The 25,950-nt window shown below is 67.7% G+C and carries 26 protein-coding genes and 1 pseudogene; 9 read left to right on the plus strand and 18 right to left on the minus strand.

Annotated features, from left to right (window positions below; all coding sequences use genetic code 11):
• Positions 1 to 114: 114 nt before the first annotated feature.
• The 6 genes from D7X30_RS03820 to D7X30_RS03845 form a co-directional block, all read right to left on the minus strand.
• On the minus strand, positions 115 to 1,455 hold the full coding sequence (locus tag D7X30_RS03820) for a hypothetical protein (protein ID WP_120561426.1): 1,341 nt from the start codon (positions 1,453 to 1,455) through the stop codon (positions 115 to 117).
• Positions 1,456 to 1,581: 126 nt separating this feature from the next.
• Positions 1,582 to 2,838, minus strand: a complete 1,257-nt coding sequence (locus D7X30_RS03825) for a protein kinase (protein WP_120561427.1) — start codon at positions 2,836 to 2,838, stop codon at positions 1,582 to 1,584.
• 173 nt (positions 2,839 to 3,011) lie between these two features.
• Positions 3,012 to 4,844 carry a serine/threonine-protein kinase gene (locus D7X30_RS03830; protein WP_233591358.1) on the minus strand — a complete coding sequence of 611 codons (1,833 nt, stop codon included), beginning with the start codon at positions 4,842 to 4,844 and terminating at the stop codon, positions 3,012 to 3,014.
• Positions 4,845 to 4,854: 10 nt separating this feature from the next.
• Positions 4,855 to 5,835 (minus strand): DUF2381 family protein, encoded by a 981-nt coding sequence (locus tag D7X30_RS03835; protein ID WP_233591359.1) that lies wholly within the window; start codon positions 5,833 to 5,835, stop codon positions 4,855 to 4,857.
• Positions 5,832 to 6,131 carry a hypothetical protein gene (locus D7X30_RS03840; protein WP_199724156.1) on the minus strand — a complete coding sequence of 100 codons (300 nt, stop codon included), beginning with the start codon at positions 6,129 to 6,131 and terminating at the stop codon, positions 5,832 to 5,834. Before D7X30_RS03840 ends, D7X30_RS03835 begins: the two co-directional genes overlap by 4 nt.
• On the minus strand, positions 6,128 to 6,640 hold the full coding sequence (locus tag D7X30_RS03845) for a hypothetical protein (protein WP_233591360.1): 513 nt from the start codon (positions 6,638 to 6,640) through the stop codon (positions 6,128 to 6,130). Before D7X30_RS03845 ends, D7X30_RS03840 begins: the two co-directional genes overlap by 4 nt.
• 97 nt (positions 6,641 to 6,737) lie before the next feature.
• On the opposite strand from D7X30_RS03845, the gene D7X30_RS03850 reads away from it, so the two are divergent.
• A complete protein-coding gene (locus D7X30_RS03850) occupies positions 6,738 to 6,989 on the plus strand; it encodes an IS66 family transposase zinc-finger binding domain-containing protein (RefSeq protein WP_158619189.1) in 252 nt (83 codons plus the stop codon).
• A gap of 86 nt (positions 6,990 to 7,075) precedes the next feature.
• On the opposite strand, the gene D7X30_RS03855 is transcribed toward D7X30_RS03850, so the two are convergent.
• Positions 7,076 to 7,429, minus strand: a complete 354-nt coding sequence (locus D7X30_RS03855; RefSeq protein ID WP_120561429.1) for a hypothetical protein — start codon at positions 7,427 to 7,429, stop codon at positions 7,076 to 7,078.
• Positions 7,430 to 7,601: 172 nt separating this feature from the next.
• On the opposite strand from D7X30_RS03855, the gene D7X30_RS03860 reads away from it, so the two are divergent.
• Complete coding sequence (locus tag D7X30_RS03860; protein ID WP_233591361.1) at positions 7,602 to 8,606, plus strand: hypothetical protein; 1,005 nt, start codon at positions 7,602 to 7,604, stop codon at positions 8,604 to 8,606.
• Between the two features lie 222 nt (positions 8,607 to 8,828).
• On the opposite strand, the gene D7X30_RS03865 is transcribed toward D7X30_RS03860, so the two are convergent.
• Positions 8,829 to 10,136 (minus strand): leucine-rich repeat domain-containing protein, encoded by a 1,308-nt coding sequence (locus tag D7X30_RS03865; RefSeq protein WP_120561431.1) that lies wholly within the window; start codon positions 10,134 to 10,136, stop codon positions 8,829 to 8,831.
• A 156-nt stretch (positions 10,137 to 10,292) separates the two neighbouring features.
• On the opposite strand from D7X30_RS03865, the gene D7X30_RS41870 reads away from it, so the two are divergent.
• From D7X30_RS41870 to D7X30_RS03890, 5 genes are all read left to right on the plus strand, one after another.
• Positions 10,293 to 10,658 carry a hypothetical protein gene (locus tag D7X30_RS41870; RefSeq protein WP_158619190.1) on the plus strand — a complete coding sequence of 122 codons (366 nt, stop codon included), beginning with the start codon at positions 10,293 to 10,295 and terminating at the stop codon, positions 10,656 to 10,658.
• 82 nt (positions 10,659 to 10,740) lie between these two features.
• Positions 10,741 to 11,082, plus strand: a complete 342-nt coding sequence (locus D7X30_RS03880; RefSeq protein ID WP_120561433.1) for a zinc ribbon domain-containing protein YjdM — start codon at positions 10,741 to 10,743, stop codon at positions 11,080 to 11,082.
• Between the two features lie 107 nt (positions 11,083 to 11,189).
• A complete protein-coding gene (locus D7X30_RS03885) occupies positions 11,190 to 11,753 on the plus strand; it encodes an alpha/beta hydrolase (RefSeq protein ID WP_120561434.1) in 564 nt (187 codons plus the stop codon).
• Positions 11,754 to 11,787: 34 nt separating this feature from the next.
• Positions 11,788 to 11,955: a hypothetical protein gene (locus D7X30_RS41875; RefSeq protein ID WP_158619191.1), complete on the plus strand. Its 168-nt coding sequence runs from the start codon at positions 11,788 to 11,790 to the stop codon at positions 11,953 to 11,955.
• Between the two features lie 163 nt (positions 11,956 to 12,118).
• Positions 12,119 to 13,822: a DUF6178 family protein gene (locus D7X30_RS03890; RefSeq protein WP_120561435.1), complete on the plus strand. Its 1,704-nt coding sequence runs from the start codon at positions 12,119 to 12,121 to the stop codon at positions 13,820 to 13,822.
• Between the two features lie 29 nt (positions 13,823 to 13,851).
• Here the strand turns inward: D7X30_RS03890 and D7X30_RS03895 are convergent, their stop codons facing one another.
• From D7X30_RS03895 to D7X30_RS03920, 6 genes are all read right to left on the minus strand, one after another.
• On the minus strand, positions 13,852 to 14,313 hold the full coding sequence (locus D7X30_RS03895; protein WP_120561436.1) for a nucleoside deaminase: 462 nt from the start codon (positions 14,311 to 14,313) through the stop codon (positions 13,852 to 13,854).
• A gap of 505 nt (positions 14,314 to 14,818) precedes the next feature.
• Complete coding sequence (locus D7X30_RS42600) at positions 14,819 to 15,544, minus strand: transposase (protein WP_233591404.1); 726 nt, start codon at positions 15,542 to 15,544, stop codon at positions 14,819 to 14,821.
• The gene (locus tag D7X30_RS41880; protein WP_158619192.1) at positions 15,436 to 16,161 is read right to left on the minus strand and encodes a hypothetical protein; all 726 of its coding nucleotides are present in this window, start codon (positions 16,159 to 16,161) and stop codon (positions 15,436 to 15,438) included. Before D7X30_RS41880 ends, D7X30_RS42600 begins: the two co-directional genes overlap by 109 nt.
• A 162-nt stretch (positions 16,162 to 16,323) precedes the next feature.
• Entirely contained in the window at positions 16,324 to 16,494 is a 171-nt protein-coding gene (locus D7X30_RS41885) for a hypothetical protein (RefSeq protein WP_158619193.1), read from the minus strand.
• Between the two features lie 333 nt (positions 16,495 to 16,827).
• On the minus strand, positions 16,828 to 17,619 hold the full coding sequence (locus D7X30_RS03915) for a hypothetical protein (RefSeq protein WP_120561438.1): 792 nt from the start codon (positions 17,617 to 17,619) through the stop codon (positions 16,828 to 16,830).
• A 290-nt stretch (positions 17,620 to 17,909) separates the two neighbouring features.
• Positions 17,910 to 19,316: a M12 family metallopeptidase gene (locus D7X30_RS03920; protein ID WP_120561439.1), complete on the minus strand. Its 1,407-nt coding sequence runs from the start codon at positions 19,314 to 19,316 to the stop codon at positions 17,910 to 17,912.
• Between the two features lie 314 nt (positions 19,317 to 19,630).
• On the opposite strand from D7X30_RS03920, the pseudogene D7X30_RS43775 reads away from it, so the two are divergent.
• Positions 19,631 to 19,819 (plus strand): annotated as a pseudogene (locus D7X30_RS43775) (TetR/AcrR family transcriptional regulator); the annotation flags it as partial.
• Between the two features lie 6 nt (positions 19,820 to 19,825).
• Complete coding sequence (locus tag D7X30_RS03925; protein WP_233591362.1) at positions 19,826 to 20,350, plus strand: TetR/AcrR family transcriptional regulator C-terminal domain-containing protein; 525 nt, start codon at positions 19,826 to 19,828, stop codon at positions 20,348 to 20,350.
• A 12-nt stretch (positions 20,351 to 20,362) separates the two neighbouring features.
• Here the strand turns inward: D7X30_RS03925 and D7X30_RS03930 are convergent, their stop codons facing one another.
• From D7X30_RS03930 to D7X30_RS03950, 4 genes are all read right to left on the minus strand, one after another.
• A complete protein-coding gene (locus D7X30_RS03930; RefSeq protein ID WP_120561441.1) occupies positions 20,363 to 21,766 on the minus strand; it encodes an amidohydrolase family protein in 1,404 nt (467 codons plus the stop codon).
• 87 nt (positions 21,767 to 21,853) lie between these two features.
• Positions 21,854 to 22,492 carry a M23 family metallopeptidase gene (locus D7X30_RS03935; RefSeq protein WP_014399663.1) on the minus strand — a complete coding sequence of 213 codons (639 nt, stop codon included), beginning with the start codon at positions 22,490 to 22,492 and terminating at the stop codon, positions 21,854 to 21,856.
• The gene (locus D7X30_RS03940; protein ID WP_233591405.1) at positions 22,489 to 23,325 is read right to left on the minus strand and encodes a hypothetical protein; all 837 of its coding nucleotides are present in this window, start codon (positions 23,323 to 23,325) and stop codon (positions 22,489 to 22,491) included. The genes D7X30_RS03935 and D7X30_RS03940 overlap by 4 nt, the downstream gene beginning before the upstream one ends.
• A 1,242-nt stretch (positions 23,326 to 24,567) precedes the next feature.
• Positions 24,568 to 25,749: a M57 family metalloprotease gene (locus D7X30_RS03950; RefSeq protein ID WP_158619195.1), complete on the minus strand. Its 1,182-nt coding sequence runs from the start codon at positions 25,747 to 25,749 to the stop codon at positions 24,568 to 24,570.
• Between the last annotated feature and the right edge of the window lie 201 nt (positions 25,750 to 25,950).

Below are 25,950 nucleotides of genomic sequence, written 5' to 3' on the forward strand. Positions count from 1 at the left end.
CACTCTGGCGTGGGAGCTGGGCGCTGCGTGTAGCTCAGGCTCATGCTTCGGCGAGGCGTGGGCGACACCGAAACGCAACCCGTCGCCAGCATGGCGACAGCCAGCAGCAAGGCGTCAGCGCGCATTGTCCACCCCCAGGCCCACCGAGGCGAAGGCGCCCGGCCGCAGCGTGCCCACGCCCTCGGGGAACAGCAGCGTGCCCGCCGTGCCCATGGCGTAGAGCTTCCCGCCCAGCAAACGCCAGCGCAGCTCCGCCCCGCCCAGGTAGCGCGCTCCAGGCTGCCCCGCCCCCACCGCGAGCCCCTTCAAGGCGACTTCCACGGAGCGGCCAATGAGCTGCACCGCCACGCGCCCGTCCACGTCGAAGCGTCCCCAGTTGAAGGACTCCACCCCCAGCGACAGCTTCAGGTGCTTGTGGACGCCCCAGTAGTGGACCGCGTCCCAGCCCACCTCCGCCTCGCCATAGGCTGAATACCCATCCGGGAAGGACGCCTCCGCCAGCGGCACACCCTCCGGACCCGCCACCTTGAAGCGCGCCAACTCGTAGTCCGGGCCGAAGAAGCCCTGACGGAAGCCGCCGTGCTGCCGACGCCCCTCCAGACGCAGCAGCAAGCGCAACGTGGGCGTCCTCGCGTCCACGCCCGCGCCCACCACTGCGCCCCAGGCACCCCCTTCCCCGGGCCGGCCACCCCAGCCCGCCTGGACGTGCACTTCGTAGGTGGGCCGCACCACCACCACGGCCATGGCGTCCAGGTGCGCCAGCGTCACCGAGGGCGTCCGGCCTCCGGCGCGGCCCCAGTCGTGTACCGCCGACAGTGCCAGCGTGTAACGCGCCTTCTCTCGGGGCGGGCCGAAGAGAACGTGCTCCACGTCCAGGGAGAACTCGGCGCCCATGAGGCGCGCGCCCAGCACGTCCGAGACGAAGGCCTCCGTGTAGAGGGGCCCCAGGGTGCCGGTGAGGAAGCCGCCCGCTGGGTGGTAGTCGGGGTTGAGGCGCCCGCCGTAGCGCCGCACGAGGTGCGCGGAAAGCAGGCTGTAGCCCTCCAGCGCGCCGAACCAGACGCCCACAGGCGCGTTGTCCGAGCCCAGCTTGAGGGCGCGCACCACCTGCCCGAAGTCCGAGACGCTGTCCCAGTCCTCCTTCCGAACGAAGCCCGCGTCCCCTCCACCGCCCCAGAGGCGCAACCGCACGGGCGTGCCCAGGTTGAGGCCGAAGTCCTCGCCTCGCTCGAAGACAAGGGTGGGCTCCACCTGGAGGAAGCCCTCGTCCGTGCCGACGCCAGCGCGCGGCAGGAAGGACAACGTCGTCGCCTCCGCGCGCAGCAGGTTGCGCCAGGCCTCGTCCAGGGGGCGCCGCTCCTCCTCTACGGGCGACACCTCCGGGACGTCGTCGGCCCATGCGGCGACCGGCAACAGCAGCCACAGCCAGACAGCCCCACTTCGCGTCATTCGCATCCGCGCCCCCTGGGAGTGACACCTCCCAAGGAGAGCAAAGGACACACGTCTGACATTCAGCTCGGCACCCACCGGCCACGCGCCGCTACCTAGGGGTGAAGGTCGGCTGCGTCGAGCCGGCGACTGTTAATGCCGTGACAGACGCAAGGCGCCCGGTCCCGGCTCTGTCGTCGTCTCGTCGGCGCTTCGCAGCGGGCGCGGCTCTGTGCGGATGGCGTCCTGACTCAGCGACGGAAAGGCCGGGACGATGCCACCTTCGTCCTCCAGCAGATTCAACTCCTCCATGGCCTCGCCGCCTTCAAAGAGGGCTGTCTCTACTTCCTTCACCGCATACGCCGCGCTGTACGGACCCAGCCGCGCGAGCTGCCCGCGCAACTCCAGCTCCAGCGCCCCCGCTGTCGGGTAGCGAGACACCGGCTCCCGGCACAGCAGCCGGAGGAAGACGGAGCGCAGCGGGGTGGACAGCCCGAACGCGGCCTCCTTCACGTCCTTCCCGGTGAACACCATGGCGCGCTGGACGGCGTCCTCCACGAAGGGCGGCAAGTGCATGTCCATCGTCGTGGCCAGCGCCGCGAGCACGCGGTGACTCTGCTCCCGCGAGAGTTGTGGGGCCTCGTCCTCCTCCTTGAGATTCCCTGGGTAGTAGAGGTGTCGCCCCGTGGCGAACTCCAGCAGCACCAGCCCCAGGGAGAAGAGGTCGCTTCTCGCGTCCGCCACCTCTCCTGCCAGTGCCTCCGGTGAGGCGTAGATGACTTCCCCTGGAGGGCGCGGCAGCGTCGTGGCAAGGCGCCCTTGCAGCTGGGAGCAAGCGACGCCGAAGTCCGTCAGCACCACGCCCCCGTTGGGGCGCAGGCGGATGCAGCCGGGGTTGATGTCACGGTTGACGATGCCCAGCGAGTTGCCCGCGTCGTCCGTGCGAGTGTGCGCATGCGCCAGGGCCGCCGCCACCTCCGCGCCCACGTAGAGGACGAAGGCCTCGGAGAAGTAGCGCCCGCGCATCTGGGCGATGGTGAGGAGGGTGTTCAGGCTGAAGCCTTCCACGCACTCCATGACGGCTCCCAGGCCCCGTGCCTCTCCAAACTTCATCTCGAAGAGGCCATGGACGCGGGCGATGTTGGGGTGCTGGAGGAATTGGGCCAGCCGCACCTCCTCTTCCAGCCGCGCACGCGCCCGCTGGAACTTCTCCGGCACGGCCCCTTCCGGCAGGGGGGCGCACTTCACGATGACCTTCCCCTTGTAGCCTGAGGGCGTCCGGGGCCGGGCGAACAGGACGCGCTCGCCATTGCGACCAATGCCTAGCTCCTGGAAGAACTCGTAGGTGGTATCACCCTGGCAAAAGAGGACCGTGCCCCCGGCGAGCCGGGAGTCAGCACCACTGGACATGAAGGGGGCTCCTGAATGCCCGCGCAGGGGAGCCGCGCAAAGGCAGACGGAAAGCTACCTCCGGCTGCCTCCACGCGTGAACGACGCCACGGGTCGTCTATTTCGAATTTCCCTGCTATCCCCGGAATGGGCCCCGCCGCGACGGAAACGCAACGAGTCTTTACGTTCCGGACTCAGGGCCAGCGGTCAACGACGTAGGCCACACCAGCGCGAGAGTAGACGACGGCTCCAGGCTTGGAACCCGGCCATGCTTCCTGGGGGCCGTCTTTCCCAATCGCAAGGCACACGGGAAGCGTGCGTCCGTCCGGGAAGCGCGCTTCGGTGTAGCGGACCAGCAGGAATGTACCGTCCCCAGTCCACGAGCGTCCATAAAGCACCGTACCCTTGGGAATTCCTCGGGTGCCCCCATAGACAACTCCTGTCACGGGCCCATCTCTGAAGACACCCTCATCACCTGGATAGCCCGGCTGGCTCTTGTCGATGGTGAGATCCACTGCCGACCGCGTTGTCAGGAGGAGCCCTCCCTCATTGGGCGCATTGAACATGGCCTTGCGCGCCTCCTCGGGGCACGCCCCTGATTCGGGACGTACCTGGGAACTACCAGGGCACCCGAGCTGCAAGGCCACGGCGGCGCTCGCCGCAGCGCACTTCGCGAGGAAATCCGCCCTGGCGCTGGTGGCGGGGGCCTTCTTGTCCAGGGAGGTGGACGGGCTTGCGACGATGGGAGCACGCTTCACGGCGGAGCTTTCCTTCCGGACAGATTCAAGTGGGGGCAAAGCTACCCCAGGGGACGACGCGGTCAGCACGTCGCCCGCGTCAGGTGAGGGGCCCGCATCCTGGAGGGACATGGGCGCAGGAACGAGGGAGACAACTCCCGCGTCCCCAGGCGAAGTGGGGGCGGGCGGACGCTCAACGTCCTCACTGGAGACAGGATGTGACGCGGGACGCAGCCACATGAAGGCCCCCGCCACGGCTGCCACGACGAGGATCGCCACTCCGGCGTCCACGGCGCGGGCCCTCCTCACGCGACGGGCGGGGGGCGTTTCCTCATCCGTGTTGGAGGCGGGAGCGGTCGGGGGCTTCAACGAGGGGACGTGGACGGGAACGGCCCACTCCGGTCCCGCTTCGCCCGCGAGGGCCGCCAGTTCGCGGCGCATCACCTCCGCCGAAGGCGGGCGCTGCGCGGGCTCACGCGCGATGAAGCGCATCGCCACGTCACTGAGTCCCGCCGGCACCCGCGCGTTCAACTCCCGGGCGGGCTTGGGCACCCAGCGTCCCTCGACGGTCGCCTTCGGGGCCCCGCTCGCAGGGGCCGGTGTGGTCAGCACGTCATAGAGGCAAACACCCAAGGCGTAGACGTCATCCGTGACCTTGAACTCGTATCGAGCGCCCTTCTCGTCCCCGTGCTCCTTGAAGAAGCGCGCAGCCTCAGGGGAGCGGTAACGGCGAGTGCCGGGCGGTAGAGGGGCGTCCGTCAAGTCCTCGGCGTGCGTGTAGTCGCCTGCACTGAAGTCGAGGATGGCGGGCTCGCCGTCCTTGGCGCGCACCATGATGTTGGCGAGCTTCAAGTCACGGTGGAAGACGCCGCGCCCGTGCATGTAATCCATGGCGCCCGCGAGCTTCTCGAAGACACGGACCACCTCCTGCGCCGTGGGGTGCATCCGCTCCACCCACTCCGCCAACGTGAAGCCCTCCACGTATTTGAGGATGACGTACAGCCAGCCCGTATCGATATCCGGCCAGCGTCCGTACGCATGAATGCCGACGATGTTCGGGTGGCGAAGGTGGACGAGGCACCCCACCTCGCGCATCAACCTCGCGTCCGCCTGCTCCGCGTCGCCGCTTCCCGGCCGGTGCATGGCGATCTTCATCGCGCAGTGCTGGCCGCCCTTCTCCACGCGGTACACGGCACCGTAGGTGCCCGCCCCCAGCAACTCCACCACCCGCCAGCCGTCAAATTGGTAGCCGGGCGGGAGCGATGCCGGATGGTGGATGACAGTCAACATGGCAGCCCCTCTACAGCGCTACACGCGGAAGGAGAAGATGACGAGTGCCTGCCTCATCCACCAATTCCAAGCGGAACAGCGTGCCCACGTTCCAGGTGGGAGCTTCCGTCGCCACCACAACGGTGCCGACCTCTCCGGGCCCAATCCGGGGTTGCTTCATGCGCACGCCGAGCACCGGCACCTGTACGCCCCCCGTTGAATTGGTGAGATGCGCTTCCGTAGGGGCCCAGGGCGCCTTGCCCAAGTTCATCACCTGCACGGACACCAATCCCCAGGCAGGCGCGCGAAGGATGAAGCCGCCCATGACACGCAGCGAGGACTGGCCCTCCTGTCTAAGCTGCGGCTCAATCTTCCTGGCAACGACCCCGTTCTCGTCCAAGAGTCCCGCCAGGGCGAGCCCTGCCGGACTGCTCACTTCGCTACGAGCCCGAAGCGCGGCAATCTCGGCACGTACCTCCGCCAACTCTGCCTGAAGCGCGGGAATCGACTGCGCTCGGCGGAAGACTTGAACCCGACCATCGAACGCAGCCGGCTGGGTCACGAGAACGAAGACGGCCTGTTCGGGCCGCGCACCATCGGAGTACCGCACCCGCAGCCCCAGCCGCTCACCAGGGCCCAGGTCCGCCGCAGGCTCCAACGCGAGGATGCGCTCGCCGACGTCCACGAGGCGGAACCGCTCGCGGCCCTCCAGTTCCACAGAGGCTCGGTCCAGCGGCGCATCGAAGAGAAGCAAAGTGACGGCGCCCGCCGCGACGTGCAACTCCGGCACGGGCTCCGAGGGGCCATCCGGTAGGGCAAGACGCCGCTCCTGGCGCTCGCGGGAGGATGGAGCGGGTTGGGCAGGGACAGCGGTCCCCAGCAGCAGGACGATAAGGGCAGCAAGTCGCGGCAACGGAGGCTCTCCGAAGCGGAACCCTACCAGACGCGGAAACCTCCATCGCCAGGAATGGCCGTGGAGGACTTCATTGCAGGTGGGGCGTTGCCACTTCACCTCGCGAGTCGGGCCGCCGCGAAACCAGCCCCCAGGCCCACGGCCACAGCCAGCAGCACCGCCGCCACGGGCACCCTGGAGGACTGCCGACGCAGCTCCGCGTTCTCCGCCTCCAGGCGCCGCAGCTCGCGGGCCGTGAGGACGCAGCGCTCCGTGGACAGCCAGCAGCCCTCGGATACCGCCACCGTGCGCCCGTCCTGAAGCGTCACGGTGGCGCGCGCCACGTCCAACACCTCGCCCTCGGCGTGCGCCGGCCCCGCGAGGACGAGGGCCAGCGCGAGCACCCAGGCTTTCACGCCTTGTCGCCCGGCTTGAGGGACTCCAGCGCGGCCACCGCCGCCGCCTTGCCGGCAATCTCCCCGGCCGCCACCTCTCCGGCCTTGCGCACGGCCTCCGCGTCCGCGTCGCCGAAGAGGAGCGCCTTCACGACGGAGAAGCCACCGGCCGCACCGAGGCCGATGGCCACCGCCTTCAGCAGCAGTGCCATCGTGAAGGCTTCCCCGGCCAGCAGCGCATTGGCCACCGCGCCCGCGACGGACAGCAGCACCGCCAGCGCCGCGCCCGCCCGCGCCGTGCGCAACACCGGCCACCAGGTCCCCATGTACCGGCGCAGCACGTAGACGAGGGCCACGACGCCGAGGGATGCGACGAGGGCCCAGTTACGAGCCGTCACCGCGTCGAGGACGAGGCGCGCGAAGGACTCCACGTTGGAGGGGTCCGGGGCGCCGGCCTCCTGGGCGAAAGCGACGGCGGGGAGGACGAGGGACAGCGAGAGGAGGACAGCGAGACATCGCAGCATGGGCATGGCCTTTCGTTGGGTGAGGCAGGGTTAGAAGCCGAGCCGCGCCAGGGACGCGGCCAGGGTGGGGTTGCCAGCGCGCCAGTCAGGCCGCGCTCGCGTCGTGTCGAGGAAGCGCCAGACGGAGGCGAGCCGCTGCGCGTGCGGCAGCGAGGACTTGAAGCCACTGGGCAAGGGCCGCACCTCGGTGGTGTACGAGTACGTGCCCGCCCGCTTCGAGAAGCAGGTGCACGTGCAGGAGGTGCTGGCGTGCGCGTGCGGCCGGGGCGTCGTCACCGCCCCGCCTCCGGCCAAAGTGGTGGATAGAGGCGAGTACGGCCCTGGCTTCCTGGCCCACGTGGTGACGTCGAAGTGACAGACGCGCGGGTAGTGGCGAGGCCAAGGTGGACGAGCGCTTTCTCGCGACCGGTGAGCGTCAAGGTAGTTGCCGCGTGAGAGGGTTCAGCCGATGTGCTTCAACTCCTGCACTTCCGGTGAGGGGTCGAGGCGAACGGGACCTGCGGGCGTCCAGTCGCGGGTGTCACGGCTCCAGCGCTCGGGATGACGTGCGCGGGCACGCTGATGCACCTGCTGGCGTTGGGCGAGCAGCGTGGCTTCGCGGCCGAAGTTCCTGTCGTCAACGGAGAGCCCCGCGTCAGACACCGACCCGGTGTCTGGCGCCGCCGCCTCCCAGCTCCGGCTCGGCGCGTGGATCCGCGACTGCACACCTGCGTCCGCATGGAGGGAGGCATACGTCGCACAGGACCACCTTTCGGCGGCGAACAACTCGCTGACGGTCGGGTTCTGGTCTGACATGCCCCCCGCTGCGCTCCGCGCGGCTCCCTCCAGAATCCAGGAGCAGTCCATGGTCCACACTTCGGGTATCCCTCGTCGCATCTCCCTCTGGGCAGGCGTTGCCCTGGCGCTGGTTGGCACTCTCACGGGCTGTGCTCCGCCAGGGCCGGAGGACTTGCCCGGAGAGCCCCAGGTGCCCCTGGACTCACAATCCCAGGCACTGGCCTATCCCAACGGGAGCAGCCGGACGGTGGTGTCACGGCGCGTCGTCTACAAGAACGCCTCCGGTGACTACCAGGCGGCGCCGGGCTTCGAGCAGTTCCGCGCGGCCGGTGCCTCCGACAGCACACTGCACGCCATCCGCATCGCCCAGGTGGATGCCCCGAGCGTGCGCGAGGCCATCGTCTTCATGACCGCCGGGCAGAAGATCTCGAGCAGCGGGCACTCCAGCGGCGTGACAGGCCAGTCCTCCAACTGGGACGCGTCCTGCGACGGCGTCTCCTGCGCCAACGTGGTCCTGGATGGCCGCTCCCTGGCCATGAAGCTCAATGCCCTGGGCTGGTTTCCGGCGGGGAGGACGCACCTGTCCGTGGTCAACGACAACAACTTCGACCACCTGTTCGACAGCGACACGAAGCAGCGCATCGTCAACGGGTTCGTCCACTGGCTCCAGGCCCAGGTCCGACCCGAGACGCGGTCCATCTACCTGGCGGGGAGCTCCCGCGGTGGGTGTCTGGTGATGCGAATTGCCCAGGCGCTCCGTGCCAACACGGCGCTGGATGGCATCACCGTCTACGTGTCGTCGCTGGATGGCGTGTGCAGGAACAGCCAGGGCGAGCTGGGCACGTTCGACACCAAGGTGAACAACCCCGTGCGCCCCTGGGGCACGTTCTACGGCGCGTGGGCCACCAACCTGTCCTCCCAGTTCCCCCGCCGCGCGCGGCTGCACCTGTATCAGGTGGTGGGGGGCCAGGAGGTCGCGCCAGCCACCGGCATCCGAGCCTTCTCCGGGTACGCGGGCGCCACGCCCCCCTCGACGGGCACCGACCTGGACTGGGGCTGGTACAAGCAGACCTGGGTGAAGTGGCAGCACAAGGAGATTGGCAATCCGTACACCGACCCGAGCACGTCGGAACAGCCGCTCGCCATTTCAGAGACGATTGACGCGCAGCTCACCTGGCTGGACGGGCTGCTGTAGCGGGCCCGCGGTGGACTCCGAGTCACCCGCTGGTTACGAGAAGGAGCACCGCGCTGCCGCTTGAGGGCGAAAGCGCGGAACGCTCTGCGGAACCGGGGCAACTTCAGGTTTGGGGTACCCCGTGTCCACGGGTTCAAATCCTGTCTCCCCGACCACGTCATAAGTCACCACGGGGCGCGAAGCCGTCTTGGCTCCCGGAGGGCCATGCCGTCCCTCAACGGATCAGTACCCCACGTGCAGCCGTCCAGGAGGCAGCGCCGCCTCCAGCCGCTTCACCTCCGGCTCCGGGACGCGGTCCAGCCCCAGCTTGAACTGCTTGAGCCGGGCGAGTGGCGCGAGTCCCCCCGGCAACGTGGACAGCTCCCCCTGGAAGAAGCCGGCATGCGTCAGCGTCGGCATCCGCCCAATCCCATCCACCAGAACCTGGACCCGGCCCGGTGTCATCTTGAAGAAGCGCCAGAACCAGAGCTTCTTCAGCCGAGGCAACCGCGTCAGCACCTCGGGGAAGCCCTCCAGCGCCATCGCGTCCAGGTACAGCTCCTCCAGTGCCTCCAGCTCGCCGAACGCGTCTGGGAGCCGGGTGAGGTTGTTGCAGTAGCGGAGGCTCAACTTCTTCAGCGCGGGGAGGCGGCAGAGCTCCACCGGAAGCGTCGTCAGCGGCAGGCTCTCCAGGCTGAGGTTCTTCAGTGCCTGCAGCTCGCCGATGCGCGGGGAAATCTCCGCGATGTCGTTGGTGTCCAGGTTGAGGCTCTCCAGCCCGGTGAGGGAGAAAACCTCCTCGGGGATGGCCTTCAGCTTCTTCTGCGAGAGCCCCAGTCGCGTCGCCTTCTCGCCTCGCGCCGCCTGCTCCTTCACGGCGGCGATGGCCTTCTCCACGGGGCCAAGCCGGGTGTCCGCCAGCAGGGGATCCCCCGCTCGCAGCTTCGTGAGGAGCCCCTTCCGGTCCACCGTCGAGTCGGTGACGTCGCCCTCGTCCTCGTCCTCCACGGTGAAGGCCCCCGGCAGGAGCGCCTCGTGCGGCTCCAGCTTCCTGCGGGGCTTCTCCGTCGCGGTGAGTTTGTCGCCCACGAGCACGTCCACGTCCAGCGGGCCCAACACCCAGAGGTGGTGGTGCTGCTCGACGAGGGCGCGCGCCTTCAGCCCACCGCCGACACAGAAGACGTCATCCCCATACGAGTCGCCGAAGAGCAGCCCCCGGATCCGGGCGTTGCCCGCGATGAACATGGCGGAGAACGTCGCCACGTTCTCCACTTCCAAATCTCCCAGCACCACCAGGAGGGTGTGGTCCGCCGCGTGGCCGTCCTCGAGCAGGCCCTTCAGCCGGACGCTGCCAGAGACAACGAGCGGCCGGGGGCCGATGACGAGCGAGTCGGCCTCCAGGTCTCCCTCGTGGAAGAGGACGCCCTTCTCGGAGACTCCCCGCCACCAGGAGGCCAGCTCGTGTCGCCATCCGGGCGTTCCCGCCGCTTCCACGTGGGCCCACACTTCTTGCGCGGAGGCATCCCTCCCCCAGTCCTGCTTCTCCACCATGTCCCGGTGCTCCCTTCCGGGAGCCATCACACCATGGAAGCACCGCGAGGATCCCTCAGGAGCCCAGGAGGAACCGCGGCGCGACGCACGATGGGGCAGGCGAGGACATCCAGCGCGAACGTCCGGCGCAGCAGTCCCGCCCAATCCAATCGCGGCGTGCGCTCCATCGTCGACTCCACCGTCGCAGCCTGGGCCGGGCTCTCCTCCTCCAGCCCCGGCTCCGCCCCCGCTATCACCCTCTCCGGAGCCTGGCTGATTGCCACCTGCCTCGTGCTGCCACGGCTTCACACCTTTGCTGCCCGTGCGTTGAAGGACACGAAGCTGCTGGTGTCGATTCCCCATCGCGAGTCGCTCGTCATCTTCCCGGAGGGCAACGCGAAGGCGCGCGCGAAGATGCGCGCCCGGATCCGGGAGGTGGATGGCGAAGGGGCCAAGCCGCATACCTTCGAGTTCTTCAGCCTCTCCGCCGAGGGGGTGACGCCGTTCCGCGAACCCGCGAGCGCGAAGGCCGCACCTCCCTGAGATGAGGGCGGGGGATGGAATGGGAGCCCCGCGGCTTGCCGCTCGTGTATATGCCTCCGTGCTTCCCTACTCTGGAACCGACATGAGCACATTGCCCCCCTGCCCGAAGTGCAACTCCGCCTTCACGTACGAAGACGGCAGCATCTACGTCTGCCCGGAGTGCGCGCATGAGTGGGCGACAGCCGCTGCCGTCGAGCCGGGGGAGGATAAGCGCGAGGTGCGCGACGCCTACGGCAACCTGCTGCAGGACGGCGACAGCGTCACCGTCATCAAGGACTTGAAGGTCAAGGGCTCGTCGACGGTGGTCAAGGTCGGCACCAAGGTCCGGAACATCCGCCTCGTTGACGGCGACCACGACATCGACTGCAAGATCGATGGAATCGGGGCGATGGGGCTCAAGTCGGAGTTCGTGAAGAAGGCGTAAGGAGCCGGGCTCCTTCCGATGTGGCTGTCGACTCTCTGCAACGCCGCCGTCCGGCGTGTCTCCTCCCCATAGGGCCAGTTTTCCCTGTGGACTTTCGTGAGGACGATATGAAGACGGCGACGTGTTTCCTGGTTCTTCTCTCCATGCTGGCGGTGGGGTGCGGCAGTTCCGACGAGGGCGACGGCGAAGGGGCCGCGCTCCAGCAGCTCTTCGCGCAGGAGCCAACGGAGGCAGGCGTTCCCGGGGACAACCAGACCGCTGTCTTCCTCTCGCTCACCTGTGGTGACGTGAACTGGCCGACGGACATCGAGCACTACCGGATGACCACCGCCGTGGACCGGGCCGCCCATCCGCTCACCGCCGGAATGCCAGCGAACATCTGGCCCTGCGCGTTCTGGATGACCCCGATGGAGCCGCCCGTCCCGGTCTCCGACCAGGGCCCCCGGAACATCCTCCTCCTGCAGAATCGCCGCGACAACGCGACGCCGTGGGAGTCCGGGCTGGGCATGCGCAAGGCCTTGGGCTCCCGCGCGGCGTGGGTCGGCGTCGAGGCCGGAGGACACTATGCCTACGGCCAGGGCACTTCCTGCGTAGACGACGTGTTCAACGCCTTCCTGGAGAACGGATCGCTTCCCCAGGAAGACGTGCATTGTCGCCTGGCCTTGCGCTGACCGGCGCTGTCACTCCGCGCTGGGCTTGAGCGGGGTGCAGGTCACGTTGGCGGGCACGGCCCACAACGCGTCACCCGAGACGCCGGAGTACGCCCGGAAGAAGATCCGGTTGCCCACGCGCGTGAACTTCGGCTTCGCGGTCAAGTCGGCCATCAACGACAGTGTGCTGATCCACGGCTTCCGCGTGCGCTACGCGCTGTAACCCAGAAGCAGGCCTGCTTCCTGAAACCGGGGAGGCAGGCCTGGTGGAAACGGCTCCTGGGGGGCGACAGAACGCCAAGGAAAGATGGGGGTCCTTGACTGGATCGTTCTAGGATTCGTCTGGCGAAGCTCCGTGATGCAGGCGCATTGCCTGGGGAGATGTCATGACGAAAGCCTTGTCGGCCTCTTCGAACAGCCGTTCGCGGCAATTCCTGACGCGCATCCTGGAGGAGCCAGAGCTGGTCGGCATCGTGCAGGGGTTGGAAGCCCCCGTGCTCTCCAAGCTCATCGACCACATCGGCCTGGAGGACTCCGGGGAGATCGTCGCGCTGGCGACGACCGAGCAGCTCAAGAAGATTTTCGACGAGGACCTCTGGCGAAGCGCGAAGCCTGGCAAGGACCCGACCTTCGACGCGGAGCGCTTCGGTCTCTGGCTCCAGGTGATGATGGAGGCGGGGGCGGAGTTCGCGGCGCGGAAGCTGGCGGAGCTGGACGAGGACCTGGTCACCCTGGCCGTCTGCAAGCATGTGCTGGTCATCAACATCGACGCGCTGGCCGAGCGGATATCTGGAAGCAGCCGTTCGGACGACGATGGCCTGACGGACAAGGCGCTCGAGAGCTGTCTGTATGAGGAGTTCTCCGAATACCAGATCATCACCAGGGACCATCAGGGCTGGGATTCGCTCATCGCGGTCCTGGTGGAACTGGACAAGAACCACCATGACTTCCTGATGCGGATGCTGGACCGCTGCTGCTACATCTCCACGGAGTACATCGACGACAACGGCGGCCTCTACAACGTCCTCAACAGCGAGGAGATGCTGGAGTCGGACGTCGCGGCGGACCGCGAGGACCGGCGCGAGGCGGAGGGCTACGTGGCGCCCTCGTCGGCGGCCAGCTTCCTCAACCTCGCGCGCGTCACCCCCACGGAGGAACTCATCGCCTCACGCGACGCGGACCCCATCACCCAGTCCTACTTCAAGTCACTGGATCGCGCCGCCAGGGAGTCCGCGAAGAAGGGGCCCGCGCAGGCCCTGCCGCGGGGCGCGCCATCGCGGAAGGTGGAGAAGTTCCTCCAGGAGTTGCGCGAGGCGGAGGTGCTGGAGGCGCCGGCGCAGCCCCCGCTCCTCGCCGCCGGGGAGCCGCGGGCGGCGCACTCCGAGCCGCTGTTCAAGCTGGCCGTCCTCGCCGTGCGCGACCGCGAGCCCAAGGCCTACATGGACCGGCTGCGGGAGCTCGGCTACCTGGCCAACGTCCTCATCTCCGGGTGCGTCTACGCGGGCCGGGCGTTCCGTCCGTTGGAGGCGGCGGACGCGGCGGTGGCGGTCTGCAACCTGGGCATGGAGCGGCTGTTGCGCGACGCCGCTGGCGACCGGCCCGGCGTCCCCACCGTCGACGACGCCGCGGGCCTGCTGGAGCGCCAGGAACTGGTGAAGCTGTTCCAGGTGGGCTGGAGCCTCCTGCACCGCGACGTGCAGATGTTCACGGCGCGCACCCTCCAGGAGACGCTGGCCCGGATGGGGGAGGGCCTGCGCGACGTGCGGAAGTCCAAGGAGCTGACCCGCATGGCCGCCACGCTGAAGGCGGACGTCAACGCGGGCAAGCCCTGCCAGTCCCGAAGCCGGCTGGAAGGCCTGGGCAACGTGCTGGACCGCCAGGTCATCCTCGCGGTGAAGGGGCTCCTCAGCGAGTACCCCTACCTGACGCGCGCCATCTCGGGCGGCTCCAAGGAGATGGACAAGGGAGACTCGCGGTTCATCTTCACGCAGCAGCAGATCCAGGCGGTGCAGGCGTTCGTCCAGGGCATCGGCGCGCCCGCGAAGAAGGCGGGAGTGGCCGTGCCTCCGGTTCCACCGAAGGGCCGCTGACGGGGCCGCCCGAGCGATGCTCCCGCCAGTCACTCCCGATGGCGCTTCCACTCGTCGTACAGTCCACGCTCGTCCGCCGGGCGTAGAGGCCGCAAGGGGAGGGACTGGGCTTGGGGCCCGCGGGCCAACTGCGCGTAGATCTGCGCCGTGGAGAGGCCGAAGGCTTCGCCCTCCTCGTTGGAGTAAGCGAAATAGGCGCCCTGGATACCGCACAGGTGCATGGCGGCCAGACACATCGGACAGGGATGCCCGCTGGCGTAGATGATGCAGCCGCTCAGGCTGGCGCTACCGAGGCTCTTGCTCGCATTGCGAATGGCCAGAAGCTCGGCGTGGGCGGTGGGATCCTTCGTTTGATTGACCTCGTTGACCGCGCGCGTGATCACCCGACCGTCGCGCACGAGCACGGCCCCGAATGGACGGCCACCAGACTCGATGTTGGTGCGGGCCAGGGCGATGGCCTCGCGCATGAACTCTTCGGGGGACGGCTCCATCAGCGACCTCCAGCGGCGGCGAGCATCTTGGCAATCGTAACCCTCTAAATGTTCGCCAGGGACACGGCTTCATCTCCTGCCGAGGTGCTCTAATCCCCTGCCATTTCATGCGAAATGCCAGAATGAATTTTAGTTGAATTCCAAATGGTCGGACCAGGAGTTCTTTGTCGAGACATTCGTATGATAGGAATCCAACTCCACTCGAAGTGGGGGATTCTTCGATGAAAGACGTGTTGAGAAGTCTTTGCTCCACCTGGGCTGGCGTCTTGCTTTGCGGCTGGAGCATGGCGGGCGGTGTGGAAGTATAGGATGGATAGGAGCCCTGTTGAGGGCGGCGGGCTGGTGAAGAGGGGTCAAGAAGGGCGGCTGGAGGGTGACGCGCGGGCTGTGCGCCGGGCCGGAGCAGAGGCCGTACCGCCCCTCGGGGCACATGCCGGCCCAAGCGGCCCAGCCAGGCGGCAGGCCGCAAGGGCGTGGGCTTCCAGGTCACTGTGGGTGCTTGAGCTCAACACCACACGCTCTGGGGTGGACCCTGTGCCAGGGCCAGCTTCGCAGGCCGCGAGGGCAATGCCAGGTGTTCCAGAATGGCGCGCCCCCCACCGGGGGCCGTCAGGTATGCCAGCACCCTCCTACGGCCTCCACACCGAGAGCAGGCGAAGACATCCAGCGCGAACGTCCGGCGCAGCAGTCCCGCCCAATCCAATCGCGGCGTGCGCTCCATCGTCGACTCCACCGTCGCAGCCTGGGCCGGGCTCTCCTCCTCCAGCCCCGGCTCCGCCCCCGCTTGAGGGAGCAGAAATGGCCGCACTTTCGCGCCTGGAGCGAAGATGCCGTGGAACCTTGTGAGGTTTGTCCGAGGCGGAGGCACCAGCGACGCCAGACGACGGAGGAGCTCCAGCCCGGTGAAGAAGAGGCGCGTAGTGCCGTCGGGCAGCGGATGCTTCATCCGGTACGCGAGGCGGCCATCCTCCATCCGCGACAGTCGCTCCAGCGCCAGCGCGCCACGCGCCCCATGGCGGCACAGCCGCTCCAGCCCCTGCCTGTCGTTGGCATGGGGGTGCGTATTGGAATGCAGGGAGAAGCCTTCCAGGAAGGCGCACCGGGCTGCTTTTGGGGCATGAATCAGGGGAAGGTCGGGAGTGACGAGGGAAAGGCGTGAGCGCGTGGCATGCCGTGCTCGAAGAGTTCCTGAAGGAGTCGGCAGCGCTCGGGTTCGACGGAGGCGTCGCAGGTGGAGGCTTCCCGCCGGAGCTCTTCGAGCGGGACGAGCGAGGAGCTCACCGGGCGAAGCGCCTGGGAGGAGTAGGCCCACGCGTTACCCACGCGATAAGCGGGCTTCTCGTCCGCGTGACAGAACGCGCAGACGGTGAGGTCGGACTGGAACATGACCTTCGTGTAGGGCGCCTCGGGGGGCACCTCGGCTTCGATGGGGAAGGCCAGTTCTCCCTTGATGGAGCGGCCGGAGGCGTCGAGCTGGCTGAACTCGACGACCTCCGCTCCCGGGCCGTCGGGGACGACCGAGAGGATAAGGGGGCCCGAAAACAGGAAGATGCGAGGGCTGCGCCGGCCATGCGCGGGTTGCGCGCTGAAGTCGCTCTCCGTGGCACTCAGCCGCAGGGGCCGGTCCAGACTCTCCACGAGGCAGGCCACGGAAGTGGGGCGGGGCAGGGAGTTGATGAGCGCCACCGCCTCCTCGATGGTTCCGGGGGCGCCCGTGGCACCGCCGGAGGGAACGCAGTCGCGGGGAGGCTCATCCGGGGGCTTTGAACCATTCGATGCGCCGCAACCTGCCGCCAGCACCGCCATCACCACCTGCACGAACGCCCTTTGTCGCCACCTGCGCCTCACGTGTGACCTCCAGGGAACATCATGTGCCCGTGGCCACCCCTGCGCGAGAGTTCCCAGCCCGTTTTCTTTTTTGGGGGACCCCGAGGCCTCCGACTTCGGCCCTTTCCGCATCGGATGGGGGCGCACATCTGCGCCACATCAGCGCCGCGGCCAGAGCCAGGATCAGGTGGCGATGACTGCCAATGACGCCTGGAGGGATGGGCTGACGGAGTCTCCCAATGAGGAAGCGTAAACAGTCGCTGGTACGACCAGGGCACCCAGGGTGAAAAAGAAGATGAGGATCCACCAGCCATTGCGGAGTCTGCCGACGCTATCTTTGAAGATGCTGATCATCAGAGCCTCCGACTCCAGGTGGAACGGGGCTCTGTCATTAGCCGCTACTGCACCGGATGCTGAAAGAACAGAGACGTCCCGGTGCATCTGCCTCCACGGGTATTCCCACCCGCGCTCCTCCGCCTGCTCCAATGTCTCCAAGGATGGATAGGAGGACGCGGAGTTGAGGAAGCTGGAGGAGGCCCGCCGAAACCTGGAGGGCACCATCGAGGACTCGAAGCACGCTTCTTGAGTCATCTACTGCGAGTCCCGCGACGATATTTGCGGATGCCGGGGCGCGCCACCATGTCAGCTGGAGTGACCCCTGCGCCGGGGCCCGCTTCGCATGCCGCGTCAGTGCCCGCCGGCGCGCGGGTTGTCTCCGATATGCTGGATGTAATTCACGATGGCCGCGTTGCCGGCCGCGCTCTGGTGGTTTCCCCACCAGTGAGGCCGTACGAACGTGGGGTGATTGGACTGGTTCCGAGCCGGCGCCCCCGAGCTCCCATGGCGGTCGTGCCGGCGCTGGAAGTTGACGAGCGTATCGTGCTCGAGCTGCGTGAGCGTGTTCGCGATCCGCAGCTCGCCAACGAAGTGCGCCCAGGTGATCGTGTGCGCGCCGGTGAAGCAGAGCGCCATGCGCTTGACGTTGAGCGGCGTCCAGATCGCGGAGTGCATGCGCACGAAGTCCCAGTTGCTGGACCTGAAGTTCGCCGCCTTCAGCACGCGCTGGACGATCACGCTGCAATTCTTGACGAGGAAGCGATAGCTCGCACCGGAGTTGTTCTGGCGGTACGCCACGTTCGCTCCGTTAATGGCGACGTTGCCCCAAACGACCGCCTTGTTGCGGATCTCGTCCCACGCGGCGCGCATCGCCGGCTCCTGGATCCCGTTCGACGGAATGCGGATGATGTGGTCCGGCGCGTAGCCCTCGGCGACGAGGTCTTGCAGGACGTTGAGCTTGGGATCGGCCTGATCATGGCCCGAGTGCGACTGGTTATTGCCGGGGAACCAACTCACGTGTCGGTGCTCGTGATTGGTCGCATACGTTTGCGGCCAGGTGCCGTCGATGTTCAGGGACGCGTGCCCGGGGTAGCTCCTCCCGAATGTGACTTCGTTGTTGTTCCAGATGAAGACCGTGCTCATCACGCACCCCTGACAGCCGACGGGCATTGAATCCGCGCAGCTGATTTCAGGCGGAATTGTAGTCGATAGCTTGGGGGGCACCACTACTGGTGTTCACGGGTTGTGCGGGTCCACTCCGCAGGTAGGGTCCACCGATGACCTGGGGAACAGCCCGGACACCTGGGGTATGAAGCTGATACGGAATGTCTGTGATTCTTGACAAGCGTAGAGGAGGGATGGGAGCTCTGTTGAGGGCGAGGGCCTGAGCCCGGAGCCCACGAGGGCCCACGGGCTCTGGCGACGGCGGGGAGCTACCAGCCGTTGACGTACCAGGAGTGCCGCAGGGTGTTGTCCGTGCCGCGATAGAAGACATCCATCCGGCCGGGACCCCAGCTCGCGACATCGGGCGCGGAGGTCATCTCACCGCCGAGCCAGCTCCAGCCAGTCCAACTGGAACCCGTCCACGTGTTGACCCAGAGGCTGTTGTCCGTGCCCCGGCCGAACACCTCCAACTGGTTCACGCCGCGAGAAACCGCCGCCGGAGCGGAGGTGAAGCTGCCGCCCAGCGAGCCCCAGGCGCTCCAGGCGGTGCCATTCCAGTACTTGTGGAGGAAGCTGTTGTCAGAGCCCTTGGCGAACAGGTCAATGCGGTTGGGTCCCCAGCTCACCGCGGCCGGATCCGACGTCACGACGCCCGGAATCACCGCCCACGACGTCCAGCCCGAGCCCGTCCATGCCTGGTGGTAGAGCTGGTTGTCCAGGCCCTGGCCGAACACGTCCAGCCGGTTCGCGCCCCAGGACGCCACGGCCGGGCCGGAGTTGAAGCCGCCACCCTGCGAATACCAAGCGCTCCAGGAGGAGCCATCCCACGCCTTGTGGAGCATGGAGTTGTCCGTGCCGCGCGCGAACACGTCGATGCGGTTGGAGCCCCAGCTCACCGCCGCCGGGTCGGAGGTGATGACGCCCGTGTGGAGGCCCCAGCCGCTCCAGCCCGCGCCCGCCCAGGCCTGGTGGTAGAGCTGGTTGTCCAGGCCCCGGACGAACACGTCCAGCCGGTTCGCGCCCCAGGACGCAGCCGCCGGGCCGGAAGACAAACCACCGCCCAGCGACTGCCAGGGGATGCCGTAGGTGATCTTCGCGCCCTGGATGTCCGTGGCGCTCAGGTTGCCATCCCCGTTCCAGGCCGGGTTGCAGTAGTTCATCACGGAGGCCAGGTCCCACGGCCCGATGAGCCAGTCACCCGAGGAGCCCTGCGCGGGCTCGGTGCAGGTGGAGGGCCGGTCCGGACGGTTCTGCTCGTGGGCGTAGCCCAGCGCGTGGCCGAACTCATGCACCGCGATGGCGTCGATGCAGTACTTGAGACTGCTGGCGCACGACGGGCTCCAGTTGGCGAACGTGAAGTTCAGCACCATGCCCTGGGCCCTGCCGTTGAGGCTGTTGCCCAGCGCCTTCACGTGCGGGCCCACGTCGCTGATGTTGATGCGGACGCCGTTGGATGAAGACGGACACGTCCCCCAGCCGGAGAAGCGCACGCTCGAGTTCGCCTCCCACGTGCGCGTCACCGCGTCGCGCACCCACTGCCGCTGGGTGGCGTTGCCGGCGGCCGGGTTCTCCCAACACACGGGGATGGTCAGCGGCCACCAGAGGGTGGAGGACGCCACGTAGAGTTCGGCCTCGCTGTGCCGCAGCGCTCCCGGCGGTGTCTGCTCGGAAGGCATGGACGCCTCCGGCGCGCTTCCGCAGCCAACCCATGCGCCAAGCCCGAGCGTCACGAGCAGCGCCCCCCTTGAGCGATGCGTGTTTTCAGTGAACATGTTTTCCCTCTTGCGTCCGCCCACTCCTCGGACGGGGCCTGCATGGCCCACGCATCCCGGGCGCGACAAGCCACGTTCTGGCACAAAGCCTGACGCACTTGAAGTGAAGTCGGGTTGATTCAGTATCCGCGGAAATTGCCTGGATACAGGCTTGGGGAGGGCGTTGAAATTGTTTGTGAATCACCGTCGCTTCTGACGGACGGGATATGCTCCAGCGCATGACCTTCGGCGTGGGCAGTCATCGAGGAGTACGTAGGCGTCGGCCTCAGCTGTCGCGAGACACCGTGGTTCAGACCGCCGTCGCGCTCGTCCGGGAACAGGGGTTGCGACAGCTCTCCATGCGGACGCTGGCCGAACGGCTCCGGGTCACGCCCATGGCGATATACAAGCATGTCGCGAACCGGGATGCACTCGTGCTTCTGTGCGCCGAGACCATCCTCCAGACCCTGGTGTTGCCCTCGGAGCAACAGGATCCGGTGGCGTGGCTCCGGCTGCTCGCGGGCCGTCTGCGTACCTTGGGGCTGGCGCATCCGGGGCTGATGGAATTCCTGCTGGAGCAAGGTCCTGTCGTCCACACGGCGCTCGTCATCCTCGACCGGACCGTGAGCGGACTTCACGCCGCCGGCATCCCGTGGAAGGAGGCGGGGGCGCTGCACAACACGTTCTTCTCCTGGCTGGCCGGAGCCATCCGCCGGCAAGAGCCGTGGGACGTGGGGCCACCGGGGACGCCGCCGCCGTTCGAGCGGTTCTTCGCGGCGGCCCAGGCGCTTCCCGCCAGGGACTACCCGGGGCTTGCTCACAGCGTGCCGCACATGCGGGCCACCGACGTGGAGCGGGAGTTCGAGCAGAGCCTCGGCTTCATGCTGGAGGGCATCCAGCGGCGCATCGACGCACGGCGGGTCCCCGCGCGGAAGCGCCCCCGCCGTCACCAGCGCTGAGTGGGCGTCACGTCACGCGTCCTTCGTGCCTCCAGCGCCTCCCATGTCCCAGTGCGCGGAGAGGTCCTCCCGTCCGCCCAGGAGTGCGTCCGGTCCTCCCACCCGGGCGAGCACCGCGTCGCGGGCTTCGATGACCCGGCGCCGGACCGTGGCCAGGTCCACGCCCACCAGGGCGCCCTGGAACTTCGCCCACCGTCCGCGCACCATCACTGATTCGACGTTGCCCGCATGCGCCTGGAGCACCACCGCGTCGCGGGGACGGTTGAGCGGCGTCAGGTTCAGTGCATCGGCGGCGAGGACGATGAGGTCCGCGTCCTTGCCCGGCCGCAGCGAGCCCGTCACGCGTCCCAGCCCCAGGGCCTCCGCGGCGTCGAGCGTCACCATCGGCAGCATGCGAGCGGCCTTGAGCGCGAGGACCTTGGACAGCCCGTCCTTCTCATGGGCTCGGGCCCGCTCCACCTGGAGGGCCAGCCGCATCGCGGTGAACAGGTCCCCGCCGTTGCTGGAGACGACGTCGCAGCCGAGCGTCGTCCGGACCCCCGCGCGCAGCGCGCGTCCGGTGACGGGGAAGCCCATGCCCATCTGAAGCTCCGTCTCCGGCGTCACCGCGACGGCACCGCCGCTGTCGGCGATGCGCCGCAGGTCCTCGTCAGAGCTCCACGTGCAGTGGACGAAGAGCACGTCCGGACCGAGCAGGCCTTCGTCCGCCATCCGCCGCACTTCGCTCGGGCCCGACACGGGCCACGCGGAGCAGTGGGCGGTGATGGGGACGCCCAGCTCGCGTGCGGAGAGGAGCTCCGCCCGGCTCTGCTCCCAGGGAACCTGCATCTCCGTCAGCGCGACGCCCATGCGGACAAGCCCGCTGTCGGAGGCCAGCCGGGTGGAGCGCAGGCGTCGGGCGTCCTGTCTCCGGCTCGCGGGGGTCGGCAGCGCGGCGCTCTCCTGGGGACCCGCCGCGTAGCCGTAGGCGAAGAGGGCCCGGATGCCGGAGTCCTCCAGCGCAGTGAGCGCGGCGTCCGCGTGCGCGGGGGACTCCACGCAGTGCGAATAGTCCACGAGCGTGGTGATGCCCGCGTCCAGGGCCTCCAGCGCCCCGGCCAGGTTGGCGGCATGCACGTCCTCCGGCTGGAACGCGGGCGACAGCTTCACGCGCACCGCCGCCAGGTAGTCCATCACCGTCCAGTCCGCACCCAGGGCGCGCAGCGGCGTCTGCCACGTGTGCCGGTGCGCATCGATGAGGCCGGGCAGGAGCAGCTTCCCGCGCAGGTCGACGACGCGACAGTCCCCGGCGTGCAACTGGGGACCCATCGCGACGATGCGCCCGTCCTCCACCAGGACGTCACCTCGCGGCAGGTCCGCCTGTTCGGGGTCGCAGGTGATGATCTCAGCCCCACGCAGCAGCCATCGGTCGCCCATGCGGTGTTCCTCCTGTCGGGTCCAGCGGGTATACAGTGTATACCCACTGGACCCGGGAAGGCTTTCCCAGGGGATGGCGGTGGCGGGTTACTGGCAGGTGATGCCGGGGAGGCCGCGGTAGGCGCCCTGCGCGGTCCACCGCGTGTAGGGCGTTCCGCAGGAGCCCGCGTACGGGTCATCCGTGCCGTAGCCGGGGACCCAGTATTCGAAGTGCAGGTGCGGGCCGGTGGAGGCGCCGGACGAGCCCACCCGGGCGATCCAGTTTCCGCAGGCGAGGGTCGTGCCCCGTGCGAACTGCTGGGTGTATGCCTTCAGGTGCCAGTATTTGGTCTGCGTGTTGTCCGGGTGTCGCATGATGATGTAGTTGGCCGTGTAGAGGCCGCAGGCGGCGTAGGGGTTGGCCTGGTCCCAGTAGTTGCACCGGTCGAAATAGCCATCCACGGACGCCTCGACGTAGCCCCGGGCGGCGTTCATGGCCCAGACGCCGTAGTCCATCTTGCTGAACCCGCCGACCAGCGCGTAGTCGATGCCCGTGTGGCCGCTGTAGCGCACGCCGCCACAGGCGTAGTCCCGGCCGCCGTAGTCCTTGTATGCGCTCACCACGCAGCCGCCGTTGCCGCACTGGTCCGCGAGCTGTGAGGCGGGGAAGCGGAACATCGTCTGGGCGGAGGACACCGCAGGGAAGGCCAGCAGCGCGAAGGCCAGCGCGAGGGTCAGGGACTTCACGGCTCACCTCCCACATCCGGAGCCGCGTGGCCGGTGCGCACATTGAGCTTCCAGAACGCACCGCCGCCGGCGTTGTAGCGAAGCACGTCCTCGTTCAGCCACTCCATGTGGTGGGTGGAGACGGGCGGGGGCACGAACTCCTTGGGCGGGCCTCCGAACAGCATCCAGTTCTCCAGGCCGACGTTGGTGAGCTGCCGGGCCGGCGCGCCCTCCACGTTCGTCACGTAGAACGACGCCACGCTGGTCCGGCCGGACACGAACACCACGGTCTTGCCATCGGGGGAGATGCTGGGCGTCGCGTCCACGCCGGGGCCATCCGCCAGGACCTTCACGCGGCCCTGGAGGTCGATGAGGCCCACGGCGGTTTCATGCGGCCCCTCGCTGTTCATCAGCAGCGTGGCCACCAGCGCGTCTCCCTTCGCCGTGGGGAACAGGTCCCCGCCCACGCCCCGCGCGAGCAGCCGGTCCTGGCCATGGGCGTCGCGCATGCGCAGGGTGCCATCACCTTCCAGCAGCGCCACGTCCGTTCCCACCGAGCGGGCTTCGCGGTACTTGAACTCGCGGGCCACCATGCGCACCGCGCCGGTGGATTCGTCGTACCGGACGATGGCCAGCAGGGGCAGTTCGTCCGTGCCCAGCGGCTCCGCGGGAATCTCCGCGACGACGCCCGCCAGCATTCCCTGGCCCTGGCCGAAGAGGTGGATGAACCGGGCCTTGGGGCCGAACTCCTTCGCGACGGCGGGGACCAGGGACTCACGCGCCTTGGTGACACGGCGCAGATCCGCCGGATTCAGGCGGTCCGCCGCCAGGGCACTGGTGGCCGCAAGCGTCATCACTGTGAGTGTCAGGAATTGTTTTCGCATCTCGCTCCAGGGGAGGGGGAAACAGCGGGGGAGGATGTGTCGACAGGGTTTTCTCGCGTCCCGTGAATGAGTTGCTTTGAAAATGGTTATTCGTGTAATTCTTGAAAATTACATGTTTGTCGTCTGTTCGCCCGCGCGGGTGGGCCGTATAGGAGGGACGGGAGCCCTGTTAAGGGAGAGGGCTGGAGCCGGGGAGCCGAAGAAGGCGGCTGACGGGGCCTCAGGCTGTGCGCCAATGCGGCGAGGAGGTCGTGCAGTCCCCTCTGGGCTCACGTCGGCCCAGGCGGCCCATCCAGCAAGGGCAGCAGGGGCATAGGCTTCTGGGGCAGCGCGACTGCTTGTGGCTCAACACCACGCCAGCTGGGGTGGCCCTTGCGTCGGGACCAGCTTCGCAGGCCGCGTGGGCAGCCCCAGGTGCTCCAGAATGGAGCGCACCGCCTTGCAAGAAAAGGCAACGAGCAATTCGTCCTTGCGACTCTCGCAGCGCACCGCTGGAGTACCGTGGCCCCTGGTGCCGTCTCCGGAAATGTCTCCAAGACTGCGGGGCCTACAGGCGACAGGCGGGACGGGGGAGGACAGCCCCATGGATGCGAAGCGCCTGGGTTTACTCATGGTTTAGCGAAAGACGTGCACCGTCGCGGGTTTAGGACACCCCGTGTCCACGGGTTCAAATTCTGTCTCCCCGACCAAACGACGAAGCTGTCTGGAGGCCGAAAGGTCTCCAGCCCGTCTTCATTTTCGGGATGAGCAAGGCGCCCTGGCTGGATTGCCAGCGTCACGCCACTGGGGGCCGGGCAACCGACTCTCCCGCTTCCGCGTGATGGCAGCAGGGATGCTGGTGGGCTGTGGGGGCACGTCCGGCGGAGATGTGTACATTTCGTGCGCCAACGGCACCACGTGCACCGGTCCCGCTGCCACGTGCGAGGCGCAGTGTGCCTCATCCAGCGCGGACTCGAAGCATGCTTCCTGGGGCGTCATGTATTGCTGCGACGGCAGCGAATGCCGCACCCCCGGCTCTCCTTCCATTCGCTTCAGCTACTGCGAGTCCCGCGACGGCGTTTGCTGACGTCGGGTTGACACCTCTCGTTCCGCCAAAGCGGCCCGCCCCAACGTTCAGGGAGGGCCGCTGTGCTTCATCCACCGAGCGTTGCGCGTGCGCTCACGCCCTGGGGCCGATGGCGGCGCCGTAGTCCAGGCTGTCAGCCCGTCAGGTCAGTGGCCCCCGGTGCCGCTGGTCCACAGCACCTGTCCCTGCGGCGAATAGATGACCAGGTTGCCGTCGTTCTGGAGCGCCAGCGCGGAGCCCGGGTTCCCATAGGTCCCGGAATGCCAGATGGCCCTCCCGAGACCCGAGTAGATGACGAGGTTGCCGTCGGTCTGCATGTACGTGCCGTAGCCCGGCTGCCCCGAGGTGCCAGACGTCCAGAGCGTCTGGACGGTGGCTCCGCCAGGGCCCGGGGTGTACTTGACGAGCTGAAGGATGCCGAACGGCGAGTGGTGGAGATAGAAACGGCCATCGCACGACCAGAGAAGTTGATCCCGGTCGAGGCCCTTGCCACCGAGAATCTGGCCGCACCCTGTCGGAGCGCTCGCGTTGACCCAGACGCGGCTGCCGTAGAGCTGGGTGGCCCCCTCGTGGTCGGTGGTGGACGGGCCCGTGGAGTTGAAGCCGCCGCACTCCGGATAGGGGTAGTTCATGATGGAGCCCGCGTCATAGGGCGTGACGCCTCGCCAGCCCCCGGGCTCCATGCCGGCGTAGCACATGCCGGACTGGAGGAACTCGTGACGGAAGCCGAGCGTATGACCCAGCTCGTGCGTCAGGATGCCCGCCAGCGTCGCCCAGCCCTGGAGGTTGAACGCGGAGGCATCGAGATCGAGCGTGCGTAGCGGTCGCGCGGTTCCGGGAAAGAAGGCGGTCGCAAGGGCCGCGCCTCCCGACATGGGGCTGACGTTGAAGACGACGCTCCCGTTCGCGTTGGTGCAGTTGGTGTCCTGCGCGGGAACATAGACGAAGTTGATGCGAGCCTTCGCGCCCCAGGCGGCGCCAGCGGTGCTCATGGCGTTGACGACGGCCTGCTTGTTGCCTCCGAAAGAGTCGCTGACGCAATAGGTGAGATAGAGCTGCTCGCCGTTTCTCCAGATTGCGTCCAGCGCCGCATTGTACTGGTTGACGGTGAGGGCTCCGTTCTGAGGATGCATCCGCTCCCAGGCCTGCCTCAGCTCCGTCAGGTCATGCGCCACCATGTCCCCGTCGTAGATGTACCGGCCGCGCGAGTCCTGGTGGACGGTGCCGCGAAACTCCTCGAACGTGACAGCCCGTCCGGAGGTATTGGAGAGTGTGTCGCTTTCCGTTCCCTCCGGTGCCGGCCCGCAGCCGCCGCAGACGAGAGCCATTACAAGCGTGGCACGCACAAATGTCTTGGATTTCTTCATGGGGTGAGCCGTTCCTCAATGCAGGATGGGTGGAAGGCCATGAAGGCTTGAATTCCTATCAGCGTCAAGGAACCGCTCGGGTTGCACGGATTTCTTGCTCAGTCATTGGCTGACGGAAGCCCAGGCTGCCCTCCATCAAAAGGGCTCAAGCTCAAGAAGTAG

The organism is Corallococcus sp. AB011P, assembly GCF_003611605.1.
Classification (GTDB): Bacteria; Myxococcota; Myxococcia; order Myxococcales; family Myxococcaceae; genus Corallococcus; species Corallococcus coralloides.